This is a genomic window from Pseudomonas sp. Irchel s3f10 (assembly GCF_900187515.1).
GTDB classification, from domain to species: Bacteria; Pseudomonadota; Gammaproteobacteria; order Pseudomonadales; family Pseudomonadaceae; genus Aquipseudomonas; species Aquipseudomonas tensinigenes.
Map to the genome: position 1 here is coordinate 172,281 of NZ_FYDZ01000011.1, position 18,334 is coordinate 190,614.

17 protein-coding genes are annotated in these 18,334 nt (G+C 59.4%); 5 read left to right on the forward strand and 12 right to left on the reverse strand.

What is annotated here, in order from left to right:
- The first annotated feature begins 45 nt into the window (after positions 1 to 45).
- Complete coding sequence (gene cadR, locus CKW17_RS21930) at positions 46 to 495, forward strand: Cd(II)/Pb(II)-responsive transcriptional regulator (protein ID WP_053124784.1); 450 nt, start codon at positions 46 to 48, stop codon at positions 493 to 495.
- Between the two features lie 20 nt (positions 496 to 515).
- Here cadR and CKW17_RS21935 read toward each other — a convergent pair whose 3' ends face one another.
- From CKW17_RS21935 to CKW17_RS21950, 4 genes are all read right to left on the reverse strand, one after another.
- The gene (locus tag CKW17_RS21935; RefSeq protein ID WP_095121575.1) at positions 516 to 1,352 is read right to left on the reverse strand and encodes a hypothetical protein; all 837 of its coding nucleotides are present in this window, start codon (positions 1,350 to 1,352) and stop codon (positions 516 to 518) included.
- A 152-nt stretch (positions 1,353 to 1,504) separates the two neighbouring features.
- On the reverse strand, positions 1,505 to 2,476 hold the full coding sequence (locus CKW17_RS21940; RefSeq protein WP_095121576.1) for a thymidylate synthase: 972 nt from the start codon (positions 2,474 to 2,476) through the stop codon (positions 1,505 to 1,507).
- A gap of 50 nt (positions 2,477 to 2,526) precedes the next feature.
- Entirely contained in the window at positions 2,527 to 3,342 is an 816-nt protein-coding gene (gene lgt, locus CKW17_RS21945; RefSeq protein WP_007913003.1) for a prolipoprotein diacylglyceryl transferase, read from the reverse strand.
- 79 nt (positions 3,343 to 3,421) lie between these two features.
- Positions 3,422 to 4,204 carry a sulfite exporter TauE/SafE family protein gene (locus tag CKW17_RS21950; RefSeq protein WP_095121577.1) on the reverse strand — a complete coding sequence of 261 codons (783 nt, stop codon included), beginning with the start codon at positions 4,202 to 4,204 and terminating at the stop codon, positions 3,422 to 3,424.
- Between the two features lie 132 nt (positions 4,205 to 4,336).
- On the opposite strand from CKW17_RS21950, the gene CKW17_RS21955 reads away from it, so the two are divergent.
- Positions 4,337 to 5,083, forward strand: coding sequence for an NRDE family protein (locus CKW17_RS21955; RefSeq protein ID WP_095121578.1), 747 nt, complete (start codon positions 4,337 to 4,339; stop codon positions 5,081 to 5,083).
- Between the two features lie 558 nt (positions 5,084 to 5,641).
- Here CKW17_RS21955 and ptsP read toward each other — a convergent pair.
- Positions 5,642 to 7,921, reverse strand: a complete 2,280-nt coding sequence (gene ptsP, locus CKW17_RS21960) for a phosphoenolpyruvate--protein phosphotransferase (protein ID WP_095121580.1) — start codon at positions 7,919 to 7,921, stop codon at positions 5,642 to 5,644.
- 22 nt (positions 7,922 to 7,943) lie between these two features.
- Positions 7,944 to 8,423 (reverse strand): RNA pyrophosphohydrolase, encoded by a 480-nt coding sequence (locus CKW17_RS21965; protein WP_003229203.1) that lies wholly within the window; start codon positions 8,421 to 8,423, stop codon positions 7,944 to 7,946.
- 143 nt (positions 8,424 to 8,566) lie between these two features.
- On the opposite strand from CKW17_RS21965, the gene CKW17_RS21970 reads away from it, so the two are divergent.
- Complete coding sequence (locus CKW17_RS21970; protein WP_095121582.1) at positions 8,567 to 9,223, forward strand: HAD family phosphatase; 657 nt, start codon at positions 8,567 to 8,569, stop codon at positions 9,221 to 9,223.
- Positions 9,224 to 9,328: 105 nt separating this feature from the next.
- Here CKW17_RS21970 and CKW17_RS21975 read toward each other — a convergent pair whose 3' ends face one another.
- Entirely contained in the window at positions 9,329 to 9,742 is a 414-nt protein-coding gene (locus CKW17_RS21975) for a DUF2269 family protein (RefSeq protein ID WP_095121584.1), read from the reverse strand.
- Between the two features lie 40 nt (positions 9,743 to 9,782).
- Entirely contained in the window at positions 9,783 to 11,297 is a 1,515-nt protein-coding gene (ilvA, locus tag CKW17_RS21980) for a threonine ammonia-lyase, biosynthetic (RefSeq protein WP_095121585.1), read from the reverse strand.
- A 147-nt stretch (positions 11,298 to 11,444) separates the two neighbouring features.
- Here ilvA and rpiA point away from each other — a divergent pair, with 147 nt between their 5' ends.
- Entirely contained in the window at positions 11,445 to 12,119 is a 675-nt protein-coding gene (rpiA, locus tag CKW17_RS21985; protein ID WP_007913886.1) for a ribose-5-phosphate isomerase RpiA, read from the forward strand.
- Between the two features lie 147 nt (positions 12,120 to 12,266).
- Here rpiA and CKW17_RS21990 read toward each other — a convergent pair whose 3' ends face one another.
- From CKW17_RS21990 to CKW17_RS22005, 4 genes are all read right to left on the reverse strand, one after another.
- Entirely contained in the window at positions 12,267 to 13,184 is a 918-nt protein-coding gene (locus tag CKW17_RS21990) for an SdiA-regulated domain-containing protein (RefSeq protein WP_095121587.1), read from the reverse strand.
- Positions 13,185 to 13,379: 195 nt separating this feature from the next.
- Positions 13,380 to 14,303, reverse strand: coding sequence for an SdiA-regulated domain-containing protein (locus tag CKW17_RS21995; RefSeq protein ID WP_095121589.1), 924 nt, complete (start codon positions 14,301 to 14,303; stop codon positions 13,380 to 13,382).
- Between the two features lie 258 nt (positions 14,304 to 14,561).
- Positions 14,562 to 15,227 (reverse strand): fumarylacetoacetate hydrolase family protein, encoded by a 666-nt coding sequence (locus CKW17_RS22000; RefSeq protein ID WP_008085293.1) that lies wholly within the window; start codon positions 15,225 to 15,227, stop codon positions 14,562 to 14,564.
- A gap of 41 nt (positions 15,228 to 15,268) precedes the next feature.
- The gene (locus CKW17_RS22005) at positions 15,269 to 16,663 is read right to left on the reverse strand and encodes an FAD-binding oxidoreductase (protein WP_095121590.1); all 1,395 of its coding nucleotides are present in this window, start codon (positions 16,661 to 16,663) and stop codon (positions 15,269 to 15,271) included.
- Positions 16,664 to 16,867: 204 nt separating this feature from the next.
- Between CKW17_RS22005 and serA the strand changes: the two genes are divergently transcribed.
- Positions 16,868 to 18,097, forward strand: a complete 1,230-nt coding sequence (serA, locus tag CKW17_RS22015) for a phosphoglycerate dehydrogenase (RefSeq protein ID WP_095121592.1) — start codon at positions 16,868 to 16,870, stop codon at positions 18,095 to 18,097.
- The last annotated feature ends 237 nt before the right edge of the window (positions 18,098 to 18,334 follow it).

Here is an 18,334-nt window from a genome sequence, read left to right on the forward strand (position 1 = left end):
CCTGTAGCCACTATAGGGTCAAGCCCCCTTTTGGAGATTGCCGTCATGAAGATCGGAGAACTGGCCAAACTCACCGACTGCGCCGTGGAAACCATCCGCTACTACGAGCGCGAAAACCTCCTGCCGGAACCGGCGCGCAGCGACGGCAATTACCGCGTCTACACCCAGGCCCACGCCGAACGCCTGACCTTCATCCGCAACTGCCGCACCCTCGACATGACCCTTGAAGAAATCCGCAGTCTGCTGGCCATGCGTGACAGCCCGCAGGATCAGTGTGAAAGCGTCAATACGCTGATCGATGAACACATCCAGCACGTGAAGGCACGAATTGATGGGTTATTGGCGTTGCAGACACAGTTGCTCGACCTGCGCCAACGTTGTGGCGAAGGGCCGGGGGCGGAACAATGCGGGATTCTGCAGCGGCTGGAAGTGAGTGGCGGTGTGGTGGCGACGGAGGTTGAGCACTCCCATGTGGGCAGAAGTCATGGTCATTAGTCCTGCGTCGCCAATGGCTCTCACACCAGCCTGAACTCCAATACACCCCGGTGCCCCATGCCGTAGGTCAAGCCGGGGACCATCCCCGTACCCAGAAAAAGACTGCAGAACAGGTGAACGGTCTCACCGCGATACGCCTGATAGACCGTAGGCTCAATCCAGAAGCCGAGGGATGAATCGGGACTGACCGTCAGCTTGCGCTGGTAATCCCTCCAGGCGCCATCCTGGCCGCCCTTTGCACTGCTTTTCCATGTCATTTCGATGGCGTTATTGGTTCGCAGGTTTTCAATCCGGGGAATGGTCAGGCACACGCCATTGGGATGTTGATCAACTTGCAGGACACCTTGCGACACGGCATCAATAAAAACCGGGCCGGTCTGGAGCAGCTCCGCCGCGAACGTCAGATGCAACGACAAGGAAGGTAAAGCAATACCGTCTCTTTCGATGACAAAGATTACCTCGACCCGATCACCTTCGAACTGACGCGCCGTTTCGTCAGGCACCGCAAAATGCAAAGATTTGTACTCCACCACTGTTTGCGGCTGCGACGTATAACTGCCCCCGGTACCACCGAGCGCCTGCCACTGCACCCGAACCTGATCACCCCTGCGAAAATCCATCTCATTGACTGAAACGACGACCCGCAACGAGTCGATGAAGATCGGTGCGCCGCTGAGTATTTCCATGGGCACCACGCACCCCCACGGGTCGAGGCTGGGAATGGAATGGAAAAGCCCCGAGCGACTTTCACAGCCAATGAAGGGGCGATTGTTCACCGTGCCCTGCAAGCGCTGTGGTGCAAAACCGATTGAGACCTCCGAGAACCCGGCCGTTGCGCCGGATGCACTGATTGTCATGATGAAGCTCCTTGAATGAAAAAGAGGGTGTTTGACTGACCCATGCCCAGTAGGCCTGCAGTCAGTCAAACACCCTCTTTTTTTCTTGCCTACTGTCAGACATGACAGTCCGGTAGACCCATACCGAATATAAAAGCTTCAGAGCCAGTCTTTCAGACCGCCATTGGCGCGGTCATTGGCGCGTGGTGCTCGTAGCCTTCCAGCGAGAAGTCGCTCGGCTCGACCATCTCCAGCCATTCCGGCTGGTACACGCCAGTCTTGGCAAACTCCGGCACGCGGTCGGAGATTTTCAGTTTCGGCATGGCGAACGGCTCGCGCTTGAGCTGTTCGTTGAGCATGTCCAGATGGTTCTCGTAGACGTGCGCATCACCGATGAAATAGGTGAACCAGCGCGGCGTGTAACCGGTCAGGCGACCGATCAGGCTCAGCAGCGCGGCGCCTTCGGTGAGGTTGAACGGCGTGCCCAGACCCAGATCGTTGGAGCGGATGTAGAGGGTCAGAGAAATCTCTTTGGTCTCGACATTCGGGTGGAACTGGTACAGCAGGTGGCACGGCGGCAGGGCCATTTCATCGAGCTGAGCAACGTTCCAGCCGTGGAACAGAATACGGCGGCTGCCCGGATCGTTGATGATCGTGTCGACGCACTGACGTACCTGGTCGATGGCTTTGTACAGCACCACGTAGGCCTGGCCGTCTTCTTCGCCCTGAGCGATCTGCTTGTAGCCGTTGCTCAGGGTTTGTTCGATGGCGGCGGTGTTGCTCAGCGGGATCTGCTTGTACGCCGGCCATTTGCGCCATTGCACGCCGTAGATTTCGCCGAGGTCGTCGTCGCCCTGACGGAACGGGTTGGCCAGCCACTGCGCGTTTTCGTTGGCGTTCTGGTCCCAGACCTTGCAGCCCAGCGCGCGAAATTCAGCGGCATTGTTCACGCCACGGAGAAAACCGCACATCTCGCCGATGGCCGATTTGAAGGCCATTTTGCGCGTGGTGATCGCCGGGAAACCTTCCTGCAGATCGAAACGCAGCATCGCACCCGGGAAACTGATGGTGTTGATGCCGGTGCGGTTGGCCTGTTTGCTGCCGTTCTGAATGACGTGCGAGACCAGTTCGAGATATTGCTTCATGAGTTACCTGTGTCCTTTGAGCCCCGGCGTCGCGCGCCGGGGTTCGTAGTTTAAGCCGTCGGCGCGAGCGGTGCTGCCGGTGCGCGACGATAGGCCAGCCAGATCAGGAACAGCCCGCCAACGATCATCGGCACGCAGAGCACCTGGCCCATGGTCAGCCAGTTCCAGGCCAGATAGCCCAACTGCGCATCCGGCACGCGGACGAACTCGACGATGAAACGGAAGATGCCGTAGAACAGCGCGAACATGCCGGAAACAGCCATGGTCGGACGCGGTTTGCGCGAGAAAATCCACAGAATCAGGAACAACGCCACGCCTTCGAGCGCGAACTGATACAACTGCGACGGGTGACGCGGCAGTTGTGCCGGGTCGCTGAATGGCGGAAAGACCATGGCCCACGGTACGTCGGTGGCTTTGCCCCACAATTCAGCGTTGATGAAGTTACCGATGCGCCCGGCGCCCAGACCGATCGGCACCATCGGCGCAACGAAGTCCATCAACTGGAAGAACGACTTGCCGTTGCGCTTGCCGAACCACAACGCGGCCAGCATTACGCCGATGAAACCGCCGTGGAACGACATGCCGCCCTTCCACACTTCGAAAATCAGCGTCGGGTTGGCCAGGTAAGCGCTCAGATCGTAGAACAGCACATAGCCCAGACGTCCGCCGACGATGACGCCCATCGACATCCAGAAGACCATGTCGGAGAGTTTCTCCTTGGTCCAGGTCGGGTCGAAACGGTTGAGCCGGCGCGACGCCAGCAGCCACGCACCGCCGATGCCGATCAGGTACATCAGACCGTACCAGTGGATTTTCAGCGGACCGATGGCCAGGGCCACCGGGTCGATCTGCGGGTAAGGCAGCATTGCGACTCCTCGTTAGAGTTGAAACCAGAATTCCCGGGCGACGCTGCCACCTCAGGATTAAGCCAGGATTGCGACGCGATTAAAGCAGGAAGCTCACACCCACGCTGAACAGCAAAGCGGCGAACAGCCGTTTCAGCAAGCGCGGCGACAACCGATGCGCCAATCGCGCACCGATGCGGGCGAAAACCATGCTGGTCAGGGCGATGCCCAACAACGCCGGCAAATACACAAAACCGAGACTATGGGCCGGCAACAACGGATCGTGCCACCCCAGAATCATGAAACTTAATGCACTGACCAGCGCGATTGGCAGCCCGCAGGCCGACGAGGTCGCCACCGCTTGCTGCATCGGCACGCTGCGCCAGGTCAGGAACGGCACGGTCAGCGAGCCGCCACCGACGCCGAAAATCGCCGAGGCCCAGCCAATCACACTGCCGGCCACGGTCAGACCGAGTTTACCCGGCACCGTTCGGCTGGCCTTGGGTTTGATGTCCAGCGCCAGTTGCACCGAGATGATCAAGGCAAACACGCCGATGATCTTTTGCAGGTGCGGGCCGGAAATCGCTTCAGCGGTCAGCGCACCGAAACCTGCACCGAGCAGAATGCCGACGGCCATCCACATGAAGATCGGCCAGCGCACCGCGCCTCGTCGATGATGCTCACGCACGGCGTTGACCGAGGTGAAGATGATCGTCGCCAGCGACGTGCCGACCGCCAGATGGGTGAGGATCGACTGATCAAAGCCCTGCAAGGTGAAACTGAACACCAGCACCGGCACGATGATGATCCCGCCGCCAACCCCGAATAGCCCGGCCAGCACGCCCGCACAGGCGCCCAGCGCCAGATAGAGCAGAAATTCCATGACCGTCTCCCCAGACCGCATCCACAAAACCGGAGCGGCATGGTAACGGATGCATACCCTTTGGCTCCACTGGCGATGGATGCACGGACGCCGGATGCGTAGAGTGAGCAAAAAACACACAAGGACCACCTTATGTGCCTGATTGTTTTCGCCTGGCGCCCGGGCCATGCCCAGCCGCTGATCGTCGCAGCCAACCGTGACGAGTTCTACGCCCGGCCGAGCCTGCCACTGGCGCAGTGGCCGGAGGCGCCGAATGTGCATGCCGGGCGTGATCTTGAGGCCGGTGGCACCTGGCTGGGGATTGGCGCCAACGGCCGCTTTGCTGCGTTGACCAATATCCGTGATCCGCAGCAGGCGTCAGCGCGCAAGTCACGGGGTGAGCTGGTGGCGCGGTTTCTGACCGGCGATGCGTCGATTGATGATTATTTGAGCGAAGTGGTCGGGCGTTCGGCGGAATATGCCGGGTTCAATCTGCTGCTCGGCAATAGTCATGAGCTGTGGCACTTCAATGCGCGGATGTCGGAGCCGGTGATGCTGGGATCGGGCGTCTACGGGTTGTCCAATGCGGGGCTGGATACGCCGTGGCCGAAGTTGCTGAAGGCCAAGGCTGGGTTGAGTGCGGTGCTGGATGATCCGCAACCGCAGCACTTGCTCGATTTGCTAAGCGATGCCCAGACCGCGCCGGAAGCTGAATTGCCGGATACCGGGGTGGGTCTGGCCACTGAAACATTGCTGTCGAGTGTGTTTATTGCCAGTCAGAGTTACGGCACGCGGGCGAGTACGGCGCTGGTGGTGCAGGCGGATGGGTCGCGGCGGATGGTCGAGCGGAGTTTCGGGCCATATGGCGGGCATTTGGGCGAGGTGGAGATAAAAGCTTAAAAGCGACCCTCACCCCAGCCCTCTCCCGGAGGGAGAGGGAGCCGACCGAGGTGTCTTGAGCCATACATCGACCTGAAAGACCGAGTTGATTATGGATTCAGCAGCATCTTCAGTCGCTGTGAGACGAATACGGCTTCAACCCAGCACCTTCGTCGGTGTGGGTCGATTATGGATTCGGCACAGCACTATCAGGTCGGTGCGCTTCGATTATGGATTCAACACAGCACTTTCAGGTCGGCGTACCTCTGCAGCATCCCCCAATCAGTCCCCTTCCTCTGGGAGAGGGGGCCGACCGAGGTGTCTTGAGCCATACATCGACCTGAAAGACCGAGTTGATTATGGATTCAGCAGCATCTTCAGTCGCTGTGAGACGAATACGGCTTCAACCCAGCACCTTCGTCGGTGTGGGTCGATTATGGATTCGGCACAGCACTATCAGGTCGGTGCGCTTCGATTATGGATTCAACACAGCACTTTCAGGTCGGCGTACCTCTGCAGCATCCCCCAATCAGTCCCCTCTCCCTCGGGGAGAGGGTTAGGGTGAGGGGCTTTTGATCTTCAGAGGGCCTTGACCACCGCCGGTGGATGCATCTTCGACAACCCAAGGTTCTTCAGCGCCAATTGCAGCGAGCTGTGGATCACTTGCGGGTTATCGATGGTCATCAACTCGGCCAACAATTCTTGGGCCTTGCTCAGATTGACCTGACGCAACATCCACTTCACCTTCGGCAAGTTGGTGGCGTTCATCGACAGACTGTCGAAACCCATCGCCATCAACAGCACCGCCGCCGCCGGGTCGCCGGCCATTTCGCCGCAGATACTCACCGGTTTACCTTCGGCATGGGCATCGCGCACCACGGTTTGCAGGGCTTGCAGCACCGCTGGATGCAGGTAGTCGTAAAGATCGGCCACACGCGGGTTGTTACGGTCGACCGCCAGCAAATACTGGGTCAGGTCGTTGGAGCCGACGGACAGGAAGTCGACCATCCGCGCCAGTTCCTTGGTCTGATAAACCGCTGCCGGGATTTCGATCATCACGCCAATCGGCGGCATCGGCACGTCGGTGCCTTCGTCGCGTACTTCGCCCCAGGCCCGGTGAATCAGGTGCAAGGCTTCTTCGAGTTCGTGGGTGCCGGAGATCATCGGCAGCAGAATCCGCAGGTTGTTCAGGCCTTCGCTGGCCTTGAGCATCGCGCGGGTCTGCACCAGAAAGATTTCCGGGTGGTCGAGGGTGACGCGAATGCCGCGCCAGCCGAGGAACGGGTTGTCTTCCTTGATCGGGAAGTACGACAGCGACTTGTCACCGCCGATGTCGAGGCTGCGCATGGTCACCGGTTGCGGGTGGAACGCGGCGAGCTGCTCACGGTAGATCGCCAGTTGTTCCTTCTCGCTCGGGAAGCGCTGGTTGATCATGAACGGCACTTCGGTGCGGTACAGGCCGACACCTTCGGCGCCACGCTTCTGCGCCCGCGCCACATCGGCAAGCAGTCCGGTGTTGACCCACAGCGGCATGCGGTGGCCATCGAGGGTCACGCACGGCAGGTCGCGCAGGGTGTCGAGGCCCAGCGCCAGTTGTTTCTCTTCTTCGACGACCTCGGCGAACTGCTTGCGCAGCACTTCGCTCGGGTTGGTGTAGACCTCGCCGCGTGTGCCGTCGACGATCATTTCGATGCCGTCGACCTTGGCGTACGGCAGGTCGACCAGACCCATGACCGTCGGGATACCCATGGCCCGGGCAAGAATCGCGACGTGCGAGTTACCCGAACCGAGCACAGAAACCAGACCGACCAGCGTGCCTTCCGGCACCTCGCCGAGCATTGCCGGCGTCAGTTCTTCGCTGACCAGAATGGTTTTTTCCGGATAGACCAGGTTCTGCTGGCGCTCTTCCTGCAAATAGGCGAGCAGACGGCGGCCAAGGTCTTTGACGTCCGAAGCACGTTCCCGCAGGTAGGCGTCGTCCATCAGTTCGAAACGGTTGACGTGCTCAGTGACCACCTGACGCAGCGCGCCCTGGGCCCATTGGCCGGTCTTGATCACGGTGGTGATTTCGCTGCCCAGCGAGGCATCGTCGAGCATCATCAGGTAGACGTCGAACAGCGCACGCTCTTCCGGGCGCAACTGCGTCGCCAGTTTGGCGGACAACGTGCGCATGTCGGCGCGCACGCCTTCGATGGCGGTCTTGAACAGCGCCAGCTCGGCGTTGATGTCAGTGATGGTCTTGTCTGGCACCACGTCGAGATCGGCCGGCGGCAGCATGACCACCGCGGTACCGACCGCCGCACCCGGCGAACCCGGTACGCCGACAAACTTGGCTTCCTGAATGCCTTTGCCCTGACGGCCCAGGCCGCGGATCGAACCGGTGGCCTCGGCGTGGGCGATAACGCCGGCAAGCTGCGCGCTCATGGTCACGAGGAAGGCTTCTTCACCTTCGTCGAACTGACGGCGTTCTTTTTGCTGGATGACCAACACGCCGACGACGCGGCGGTGGTGAATGATCGGTGCACCGAGGAACGAGGCGTAACGCTCTTCACCGGTTTCGGCGAAGTAGCGGTAGCGCGGGTGAACCGAAGCGTTTTCGAGGTTCAGGGGTTCTTCACGCGTGCCGACCAGACCGACCAGACCTTCGTTGGGTGCCATGCTGACCTTGCCGATCGAGCGCTTGTTCAAGCCCTCGGTGGCCATCAGGACGAAACGGTTGGTCTCGGGATCAAGCAGGTAGACCGAGCAGACCTGGCTGCCCATGGCCTCTTTGACGCGCAACACAATAATCCCCAACGCCGCCTTGAGATCCTTGGCGGAGTTAACTTCCTGGACGATCTTGCGCAGCGTATTGAGCATGGCTCGGGGTCGAACTCCGTCGTCAGTCGCGCGCTAAAAGGCGCGGGGCAAGCTCTTTGAGGGCGCGGCGATACACCTCGCGCTTGAATGTCACCACCTGGCCCAACGGATACCAATAGCTGACCCAGCGCCAGCCATCGAACTCCGGTTTACCGGTCAAATCCATCCGCACCCGCTGCTCGTTGGAGATCAGGCGCAGGAGAAACCATTTCTGTTTCTGGCCGATGCACAGCGGTTGGCTGTGCGTACGCACCAGACGTTGCGGCAAACGATAGCGCAACCAGCCCCGAGTACAGGCCAGTATTTCAACATCTTCACGTTCCAGGCCAACTTCTTCGTTCAGCTCGCGGTACAAGGCGTCTTCCGGCGTCTCTTCAGGGTTGATTCCCCCTTGCGGAAACTGCCAGGCATCTTGATTGATACGGCGAGCCCATAGCACCTGGCCGGCGTCATTCGTCAGAATGATCCCGACATTGGGGCGGAAACCATCGGGGTCGATCACGGCAACAACCTCGCAAACGCATGTCGCCGCATTGTTCCACAAAGGTTGATAAGGCGGCAACGAAGCTTCCTACCTTATGTGCACTCTTGTGAAAAGACCGTATTCTTGTCGCCTTTTTACAGACTTATCAGCGGGTAACTGCAATGCGCCTGGCACTCTTCGATTTGGACAACACCCTTCTGGGCGGCGACAGCGATCACGCCTGGGGCGACTATCTGTGTGAACGCGGCTTCCTCGACCCGATTGCGTACAAAGCGCGCAACGACGAGTTCTATCAGGATTACCTGGCCGGCAAACTGGATAACGCCGCGTACCTGAACTTCTGCCTGGAGATCCTCGGCCGCACCGACATGGCCGTGCTCGAGCAATGGCACAGCGATTACATGCGCGACTGCATCGAACCGATCGTGTTGCCCAAGGCGCTGGAACTGCTGAAAAAACACCGCGACGCGGGCGACAAACTGGTGATCATCACTGCGACCAACCGCTTCGTGACCGCGCCGATTGCTGTGCGTCTGGGCGTTGAAACCCTGATCGCTACCGAATGCGAGATGGTCGATGGCCGTTACAGCGGGCGCAGCACTGATATTCCGTGCTTCCGCGAAGGCAAGGTGACGCGCCTGAACCGTTGGCTGGAAGAGACCGGGTATTCGTTGGATGACAGCTATTTCTATAGCGATTCGATGAATGATTTGCCGTTGCTGGAGCAGGTGGCGAATCCGGTGGCTGTCGATCCGGATCCGAATCTGCGCGCTGAAGCGGAGAAGCGTGGCTGGCCGGTGATTTCTTTGCGCGACTGACATCGCCTTCGCGAGCAGGCTCGCTCCCACATTGGATCTGTGTCGCTCACAAATCCCCTGTGGGAGCGAGCCTGCTCGCGAATCGGACCGACACGGTCCCAAGCCTTAAACAGGCTTGGCCCCCATCAAAGCCGCAATGGCGAGAAATCCAACGCCGCTGACAATCGCAAGCGCCAGGCTGAATTTCCAGTTGCCGACACCGCTTGTCCACAAACGGTTAAGCCGAACCAGTAACCAGACCGCACTCAACGTGGCCACGGCATAGATCACGCTGGAACCCAGAATCCACAACTGCCCCAGTGGCCAGCCGACCAGGTGCACCAACCACCAGCCGGTGAAAGGCATGCTGAGCATACCGATCAGCATCAAACACCAGATAAACAGCCAGGGACGCTGCATCGTGCTGGCCGGCCCTTCGCTGCGATTACGCCAGGTCACAGCGGCGAGCCCCAGCCCGCTCGCGAGTATGACCACGGTCGCCGCGACGTGAAGGACTTTCAGGGTGGTCAGGGTTTCCATGTATTTCTCTTCCTTGGGCCATGCCCATCAGCGTAGCCGTTCAGCCAAGAAACAGCTGATAGGCCGGGTTCTCGCTTTCATCCCAGTACGGGTAACCGATTTCCGCAAGCGCCGCCGGCACCAGATGACGCTCGTCGTGCGGCACTTGCAGGCCGGCGACCACGCGGCCATCGGCGGCGCCGTGGTTGCGGTAATGAAACATCGAAATGTTCCAGCGCCCACCGAGCTTATTAAGGAAGTTGAACAGCGCCCCCGGACGCTCCGGGAACTCGAAACGGAACACCACTTCATCGACCACCTGCGCCGCGCGGCCGCCGACCATGTGCCGGATGTGCAGTTTGGCCAGTTCGTTGTCGGTCAGATCGGTGACCGGGAAACCTTGCTCGGTCAGGCTCGCCAGCAATGCACTGCGCGGGTCGTTTTCCGGATGGGTCTGCACGCCAACGAAGATGTGCGCTTCGCTGCCGGTGTTATAGCGATAGTTGAATTCGGTGATCTGGCGCTTGCCGATCGCTTCGCAGAACGCTTTGAAGCTGCCGGCCTTCTCGGGGATGGTCACGGCGATGATCGCTTCACGACCCTCACCCAGTTCGGCGCGTTCAGCGACGTGGCGCAAGCGGTCGAAGTTGACGTTGGCGCCGGAATCGATCGCGACAAAAGTCTGGCCGCTGACGCCGCGCTGTTCGACGTATTTCTTGATCCCGGCCACGCCCAACGCGCCGGCAGGCTCGGTGATCGAGCGGGTATCGTCGTAGATATCCTTGATAGCGGCGCAGATCTCGTCAGTGCTGACGGTAATCACCTCATCGACATAGTCTTTGCAGATGTCGAAGGTGTGCTGGCCGATCTGTGCCACCGCCACGCCGTCGGCGAAGATGCCCACGGTCGGCAGCACCACGCGCTCACCGGCGGCCATCGCCGCTTGCAGGCAGTTGGAATCGTCCGGCTCGACGCCGATGACTTTGATGTCCGGGCGCAGGTATTTCACGTACGCAGCGATACCGGCGATCAAACCACCGCCACCGACCGGGACGAAAATCGCGTCCAGCGGCTGCGGGTGCTGGCGCAGAATTTCCATCGCCACGGTGCCCTGCCCGGCGATGGTGTGCGGATCGTCGTACGGGTGGATGTAGACGTAGCCTTTTTCATCAACCAGTTTCAGCGAGTAGGCCAAGGCTTCCGGGAACGAATCACCGTGCAGCACCACTTTGCCGCCGCGCGAACGCACGCCTTCGACTTTGATTTCGGGGGTGGTCTTGGGCATGACGATCGTAGCTTTGACGCCCAGCACTTTCGCCGCCAGGGCCAGACCTTGCGCATGGTTGCCCGCCGACGCGGTGACCACGCCACGGGCGCGTTCTTCATCGCTCAGTTGCGTCAGTTTGTTGTAGGCGCCGCGAATCTTGAACGAGAACACTGGCTGCAAGTCTTCGCGCTTGAGCCAAATGTCATTGCCCAGCCGCTCGGAAAGCTGGCGAGCGTTCTGCAGCGGGGTTTCTACGGCAACGTCATAAACGCGCGAGGTGAGGATCTTTTTGACGTACTGTTCGAGCATCGGAAAGCATCACTGAGCGGTTGAGCGGGACCGAGGAGTCTAACCCGGCTTTTGCCCGCACGACCACACGAATCCAGAGGTTTTAGCCGCGCTTGCGGCTATAATGCCGGCCTTTCCGTTCTCACCTTGCCCGCTTCCGGAGCCCGCATGACCCAGGATCAACTCAAACAGGCAGTGGCTCAGGCCGCCGTCGACTTCATCCTTCCGAAACTCGACGACAAGAGCATCGTCGGGGTCGGCACCGGCTCCACCGCCAACTGCTTCATCGACGCCCTGGCCCAGCACAAGGGCGCGTTCGATGGCGCGGTCGCCAGTTCCGAAGCCACCGCCGCGCGCCTGAAAGGCCACGGGATTCCGGTGTATGAGCTGAACACCGTCAGCGACCTGGAGTTCTACGTTGATGGCGCCGACGAAAGCGACGCGCACCTGAACCTGATCAAGGGCGGCGGCGCCGCACTGACCCGCGAGAAGATTGTCGCGGCTGTGGCCAAGACCTTCATTTGCATCGCCGACGCCAGCAAACTGGTGCCGGTGCTGGGCGAATTCCCGCTGCCAGTCGAAGTGATCCCGATGGCGCGCAGCCACGTTGCTCGTCAGTTGGTGAAATTGGGCGGCGACCCGGTGTACCGCGAAGGCGTTTTGACCGACAACGGCAACATCATTCTCGATGTGTTCAACCTGCAGATCACCAACCCGGTGGAGCTGGAAGCGCAGATCAATGCGATCGTCGGCGTGGTCACCAATGGCTTGTTCGCGGCGCGTCCGGCGGATCTGTTGTTGCTGGGGACCAGCGAAGGCGTGAAAACCCTCAAGGCTGAGTAAGCCAACGCTGCCCGAAATTAATGGGCAGACGGAATACCCATGTAGGAGTGAGCCTGCTCGCGATAGCGGTGGATCAGTTGATATTAATGTCGACTGACACACCGCTATCGCGAGCAGGCTCACTCCTACAATGGTTTGTGGTGTTGGTTAGTTCGGTGCAGGCTTTTTGAAGACGTAAAACAGATTCGGCTCACTGACCAGATACAACGTCCCGTCATCATCCATGGCAATGCCTTCCGCCTGCGGCACGGTTTTCTTCAGACCCTGACGCCCGCCACTGATGGACATCGTGCTCAACGGCCGCCCGTCGACATCCAGCTCCAGAATCAACCGCGACTCATCCGACAGCGCCAGCAAATGCCCGCTGCGCTCGTCGTATTGCAAACTCGACAGATCGCGCACAAACATCCCGGCGTCACGCTTGGGATCATTGATCACGTGCACTGCATAGGACTTCTCCGGATTGAAGTGCGGAAAGCCGTGCACTTCGTAGATCAGCATCGGATTGCGCTCTTTCGCGACAAACAGACGCTTGCCCACCGAGTCGTACGCCAGGCCTTCAAAACCTTTGTTGCTTGCCATATGCACGCCGAGGGTCATCTGCTCGGCGTCCGCCGCGTCGAGGAAGGTGGTGTCTGCCTCCAGGTGGATCTTGATCAGCCGCTGCTGGCGTTCATCAGTGATCACGTAGGTGTCGGCGCTGATGTACTCGACGGCTTCCGGATCGCCAAAACCAATCAGGGCGATGCGCCGCAGGATCTTGCCTTCGAGCGACAGTTCGACCAGCTCGGAATTCTTGTTGGTCACGGTGAACAGGCTTTTGCGCACCGGATCGAAGGTCAGCGCCGAAACATCATCGTCCAGCCCGTCAATCACCCGCGCTTCAATCTCGACGCGATACTGATCCAGCCCAATCGACTCGCTACTCTGCGGCTGCCACAGGGTGTGCAGGTTGAACCAGGCACGCTCGAACAGGCGCATGTATTGGCCGATCGCGATCAACGCGATCAGGGCAATCACCGTCAGGAAGATAATCAGAGGCTTGGGGCGGGCAAGTCGACGCATTCGGATAGGCTCGGGATCAAGACAGGCGGATGAAATATCACGCCCGTCTGAACTGAAGCTTAATGGCCACTTGCCTCAAACCACAAGACAACCCGTGTAGGAGCTGCCGCAGGCTGCGATCTTTTGATCTTGCTGTTCATAAGATCAAGAGATCGCAGCCTTCGGCAGCTCCTACATTGGAATCGGTAAAGGCTGCTATTTCTGCTTTTCGAAGCGATAGAACAGGTTCGGCTCGCTGACCATGTACAGCGTGCCCGCCTCGTCCATGGTCACGCCTTCGGCGCGGGGGATGGTGTTCTTCAAACCGTTGAAGCCGCCAAGCAGGGTCATGAAACTGACCTGCTCGCCCTTCTCGTCCAGTTCCAGCAGCAGGTGTGAGTCAGCAGACAGCACCAGTGTGTGTTGGGTGCGCGGGTCAATCGCCAAGGCCGAGAGGTTGCGAATATCCAGTTCATCACTGACGAGTTTCTGCTTGTCGCCCTTGAGGGTCTGGCTGCCATCGCTTTTCCAGGTAAACAGCGCCGGTGGCCGCTCCTCGCCCAGCAACAGTTGCTGATTGCGAGCGTCCCAAGTGATGGCTTCGAACGCTTTGTTCTGGTCTTTCGACGGGCCGAGATCGTATTTCGGGAAGTCGGCGATGTTCAATTCGCGAGTATCAGCGTCGACCCTGACGATCGACAGCATGTGCTGACGCTCATCGACGATGGCCAACAGGCCGTTTTCCATCATCGTCAGGCCTTCCGGATTGCTCCAGCCCACCAGCGGCATCTTGCGCAGTACATCACCCTGTAAAGTCAGTTCAGCAAGAAACGGGTTCTTGCCCATCACCGAAAACAGCGTTTTGGTCTGCGGGTTGTACGCCAGATCCGAAGCTTCGTCCTTCTCCATCCCCTTGAGCGGCTTGGCATCTATCACCACTCGATAGTCCGGTAGCCAGATGCTTTCCTTCTGCTCGGCCTGGCTTTCGAACCGTTCTTGCAGCCAAAGCACACCGCGATCATCCCAATGCATGGCAAACGCCACGGCATAAGCGGCGGCAAGGACCAGCAAAAGCCAGACATACCAGCGCAGGGCGAAACGTGAACGGCGAGTGGGTTTGAGCTGAGTTTGAGATGACATCGAGGGACGCGTTCCGAAAATTCAGGCTATGGGTAATAGCACAAAGAGGCCGGCTCAGACGCCAGAATGAGAGGAATTATCCGTACAGGATGTGAAAAAAACGGCAAATGGCGGGATTGCCCTGCGCCATTGTGGGAGAGATCACAAAACCCTGTAGGAGTGAGCCTGCTCGCGATGGCGTCAGGTCAGTCGAAACAATCGTTGACTGACAGACCGCTATCGCGAGCAGGCTCACTCCTACAAGGGGACCGCGTTAAATCAGCGCACGCTGCTGGTGAAGCTGCTCGCACCGACCAGTTCGAGGACGATGTCATCGCCGACGTTCAGCGGGCCGACGCCGACTGGCGTGCCGGTGAGGATCACGTCACCGGCCTGCAGCGAGAAGCAGCCGGCCATGTGCTGGATCATCGGCACGATCGGGTTGAGCATCGCGCTGCTGTTGCCGTCCTGACGGACTTCGCCGTTGATGGTCAGGCGAATGCCGATGTCGGTCAGGTCAGCAAAGGTGCTGCCAACCACGAACGGCGCAATCACCGCCGCGCCGTCGAACGATTTGGCGATTTCCCACGGCAGGCCCTTGGCTTTCAGCTCGGCCTGCTTGTCGCGCAGGGTCAGGTCCAGCGCCGGGGCGAAACCGGAGATCGCATCGAGCACTTCTTCACGGCTCGGTTTGGTCGACAATGGCTTGCCGATCAACACGGCGATTTCCGCTTCGTAGTGCACCGAACCGCGCTCGGTCGGAATGGCGAAACCGCCTTCCAGCTCGACCACGCAACTGCCCGGCTTGATGAACAGCAACGGCTCGGTAGGCACCGGGTTGTCCAGTTCCTTGGCGTGTTCGGCGTAATTGCGGCCAATGCACACGACTTTCCCGATCGGGAAGTGGATGCGCGTGCCGTCGACGTACTGGTGCTGATAGCTCATTTACCGACTCCTGCCTTCATTGATTCATCAAAGATTGCCGATCAAACCGCGAAAATCTTGCCCGGGTTCATGATGCCGTTCGGGTCGAACACCGCTTTGACCGCTTTCATGTACTCGATCTCAACCGGCGAGCGGCTGTAGGTCAAGTAATCGCGCTTGGTCATGCCGACGCCGTGTTCGGCGGAGATCGAACCGTTGTACTTCTCGACGGTTTCGAACACCCACTTGTTGACGGTCGCGCACTTGGCGAAGAACTCATCCTTGCTCAGGTTATCCGGCTTGAGGATGTTCAAGTGCAGGTTGCCGTCGCCGATGTGGCCGAACCAGACGATTTCGAAGTCCGGATAGTGTTCGCCGACGATCGCGTCGATTTCCTTTAGAAATGCCGGAACTTTCGACACGGTGACCGAGATGTCGTTCTTGTACGGCGTCCAGTGCGAGATGGTTTCGGAGATGTACTCGCGCAGTTTCCACAGGTTCTGCAGTTGGGTTTCGCTCTGGCTCATCACGCCGTCCAGCACCCAGCCCTGCTCGACGCAATGCTCGAAGGTTTCCAGGGCGCTGTTGGCCACCTCTTCGGTGGTCGCTTCGAATTCCAGCAACGCATAGAACGGGCAATCGGTTTCGAATGGTGCCGGAACGTCGCCACGGCCCATGACTTTAGCCAAGGCTTTATCGGAGAAGAATTCGAACGCGGTCAGGTCGAGCTTGCCCTGGAAGGCGTGCAGCACCGGCATGATCGAGTCGAAATCGGCGGTGCCGAGAACCATCGCGGTGAGATTCTTCGGCGCACGATCAAGGCGCATGGTCGCTTCAACGACGAAACCGAGGGTGCCTTCAGCACCGATGAACAGCTGACGCAGGTCGTAACCGGTGGCGTTCTTGATCAGGTCTTTGTTCAGTTCGAGCACGTCGCCCTTGCCGGTGACGACTTTCATGCCGGCCACCCAGTTACGGGTCATGCCGTAGCGAATAACCTTGATCCCGCCGGCATTGGTGCCGATGTTGCCGCCAATCTGGCTGGAACCTGCCGAGGCGAAGTCGACCGGGTAATACAAGCCTTTTTCTTCGGCAACGTTCTGCAAATGCTCAGTGACCACGCCCGGCTGACAAACGGCGGTACGGTCGGTGAGGTTCACGTCGAGAATCTGATTCATGTAGTCGAACGACACGACCACTTCGCCGTTGGCCGCAACCGCAGCCGCAGAAAGCCCGGTGCGCCCGCCCGATGGCACCAACGCGACCTTGTGCGTGTTGGCCCAGCGGACCACGGCCTGCACCTGCTCGATGGTCTTGGGAAACACGATGGCGCTTGGCGCCGGGGCGAAGTGCTTGGTCCAATCCTTACCATACGCATTCAGGGAGTCGGCGTCGGTCAGGACCTTGCCAGGCTCGACCAGGGTCTTCAGTTCTTCAATCAGGGCAGGATTGGTCATCGACAGAACTCTCGAACAATTCATGGTCATCCTGAGAACGCTTCACGTCGCAGGAATGAGTGTTTAGCGGGGAGGCTATGCTAGCATATCGACCCCGCAGGACAGTGCCCAAGGCCAGATCCGCGGAGACGACTTTCTTGTCGTCCGGGTCAGCGTCTGTTGACCATTTCCTGCCATTTTTCTCCGGGATACAGGTTTACGCAGATGAGCAAGACTTCTCTCGATAAGAGCAAGATCAAGTTCCTTCTTCTCGAAGGCGTCCACCAATCGGCTGTCGACGTCCTCAAGGCGGCGGGCTACACCAGCATCGAATACCTGACAGGTTCCTTGCCGGAAGCCCAGCTCAAGGAAAAGATCGCTGACGCTCACTTCATCGGCATTCGTTCGCGCACCCAACTGACCGAAGAGATCTTCGATCACGCGAAGAAGCTGGTTGCGGTCGGCTGTTTCTGCATCGGCACCAACCAGGTTGACCTGAGTGCTGCCCGTGAGCGCGGTATTGCCGTGTTCAACGCGCCGTACTCCAACACCCGCTCCGTTGCCGAGCTGGTGCTGGCCGAAGCGATCCTGCTGCTGCGCGGCATCCCGGAGAAAAACGCTTCCTGCCACCGTGGCGGCTGGATCAAGTCCGCAGCCAACTCCTTCGAGATCCGTGGCAAGAAACTCGGCATCGTCGGCTACGGCTCGATCGGTACGCAGCTGTCGGTTCTGGCTGAAGGCCTGGGCATGCAGGTGTACTTCTACGACACCGTAACCAAACTGCCGCTGGGCAACGCGACTCAGATCGGTAGCCTGACCGAGCTGCTGGGCATGTCCGACATCGTCACCCTGCACGTTCCGGAAACCGCTGCGACCCAGTGGATGATCGGCGAGAAGGAAATCCGCGCCATCAAAAAGGGCGGCATCCTGATCAACGCGGCGCGCGGCACCGTGGTCGAGCTGGACGCCCTGGCGGACGCGATCAAGGACAAGCACCTGATCGGCGCGGCCATCGATGTATTCCCGGTGGAGCCACGCTCCAACGACGAAGAGTTCGAAAGCCCGCTGCGTGGCCTCGACAACGTGATCCTGACTCCGCACATCGGTGGTTCGACCGCCGAAGCGCAAGCCAACATCGGTCTGGAAGTGGCAGAAAAACTGGTCAAGTACAGCGACAACGGTACCTCCGTTTCGTCGGTGAACTTCCCGGAAGTGGCCCTGCCGGCTCACCCTGGCAAGCACCGTCTGCTGCACATCCACGAGAACATCCCGGGTGTGATGAGCGAGATCAACAAGGTCTTCGCCGAAAACGGCATCAACATCTCCGGTCAGTTCCTGCAGACCAACGAGAAGGTTGGCTACGTGGTGATCGACGTCGACGCCGAGTACTCGGAGCTGGCGCAAGAGAAGCTGCAGCACGTCAACGGCACTATCCGTAGCCGGGTTCTTTTCTAAGAACAGCTACAAGCCGCGAGCTACAAGCGGCAAGTGATGTTCGCTTGTGCTTTTGCTTGAAGCTCGTAGCTTGCAACTCGCCGCTGATAAAAAAGGGAGCCCCGAAAGGGCTAATGCCAGTCAGTTAAGCTGACTGGCATTTTTATTTTTGATCGGATACTTCGGCGATTTCAGCCGAATCGCCCGAGGATAAACGCGCTCCTCACGTCGATGCGGCAGAACGTAGTGCGGCGCTGA

Excerpts from the sequence above, each read along its gene's own strand:
- CKW17_RS21935 (WP_095121575.1), bottom strand. The coding sequence starts at position 1,352 with ATGACAATCAGTGCATCCGGCGCAACGGCCGGGTTCTCGGAGGTCTCA.
- CKW17_RS21940 (WP_095121576.1), bottom strand. The coding sequence starts at position 2,476 with ATGAAGCAATATCTCGAACTGGTCTCGCACGTCATTCAGAACGGCAGC.
- CKW17_RS22005 (WP_095121590.1), bottom strand. The coding sequence starts at position 16,663 with ATGACCAATCCTGCCCTGATTGAAGAACTGAAGACCCTGGTCGAGCCT.
- lgt (WP_007913003.1), bottom strand. The coding sequence starts at position 3,342 with ATGCTGCCTTACCCGCAGATCGACCCGGTGGCCCTGGCCATCGGTCCG.
- CKW17_RS22000 (WP_008085293.1), bottom strand. The coding sequence starts at position 15,227 with ATGAGCTATCAGCACCAGTACGTCGACGGCACGCGCATCCACTTCCCG.
- ptsP (WP_095121580.1), bottom strand. The coding sequence starts at position 7,921 with ATGCTCAATACGCTGCGCAAGATCGTCCAGGAAGTTAACTCCGCCAAG.
- CKW17_RS21970 (WP_095121582.1), top strand. The coding sequence starts at position 8,567 with ATGCGCCTGGCACTCTTCGATTTGGACAACACCCTTCTGGGCGGCGAC.
- CKW17_RS21975 (WP_095121584.1), bottom strand. The coding sequence starts at position 9,742 with ATGGAAACCCTGACCACCCTGAAAGTCCTTCACGTCGCGGCGACCGTG.
- CKW17_RS21995 (WP_095121589.1), bottom strand. The coding sequence starts at position 14,303 with ATGTCATCTCAAACTCAGCTCAAACCCACTCGCCGTTCACGTTTCGCC.
- cadR (WP_053124784.1), top strand. The coding sequence starts at position 46 with ATGAAGATCGGAGAACTGGCCAAACTCACCGACTGCGCCGTGGAAACC.
- serA (WP_095121592.1), top strand. The coding sequence starts at position 16,868 with ATGAGCAAGACTTCTCTCGATAAGAGCAAGATCAAGTTCCTTCTTCTC.
- ilvA (WP_095121585.1), bottom strand. The coding sequence starts at position 11,297 with ATGCTCGAACAGTACGTCAAAAAGATCCTCACCTCGCGCGTTTATGAC.
- CKW17_RS21950 (WP_095121577.1), bottom strand. The coding sequence starts at position 4,204 with ATGGAATTTCTGCTCTATCTGGCGCTGGGCGCCTGTGCGGGCGTGCTG.
- rpiA (WP_007913886.1), top strand. The coding sequence starts at position 11,445 with ATGACCCAGGATCAACTCAAACAGGCAGTGGCTCAGGCCGCCGTCGAC.
- CKW17_RS21990 (WP_095121587.1), bottom strand. The coding sequence starts at position 13,184 with ATGCGTCGACTTGCCCGCCCCAAGCCTCTGATTATCTTCCTGACGGTG.
- CKW17_RS21955 (WP_095121578.1), top strand. The coding sequence starts at position 4,337 with ATGTGCCTGATTGTTTTCGCCTGGCGCCCGGGCCATGCCCAGCCGCTG.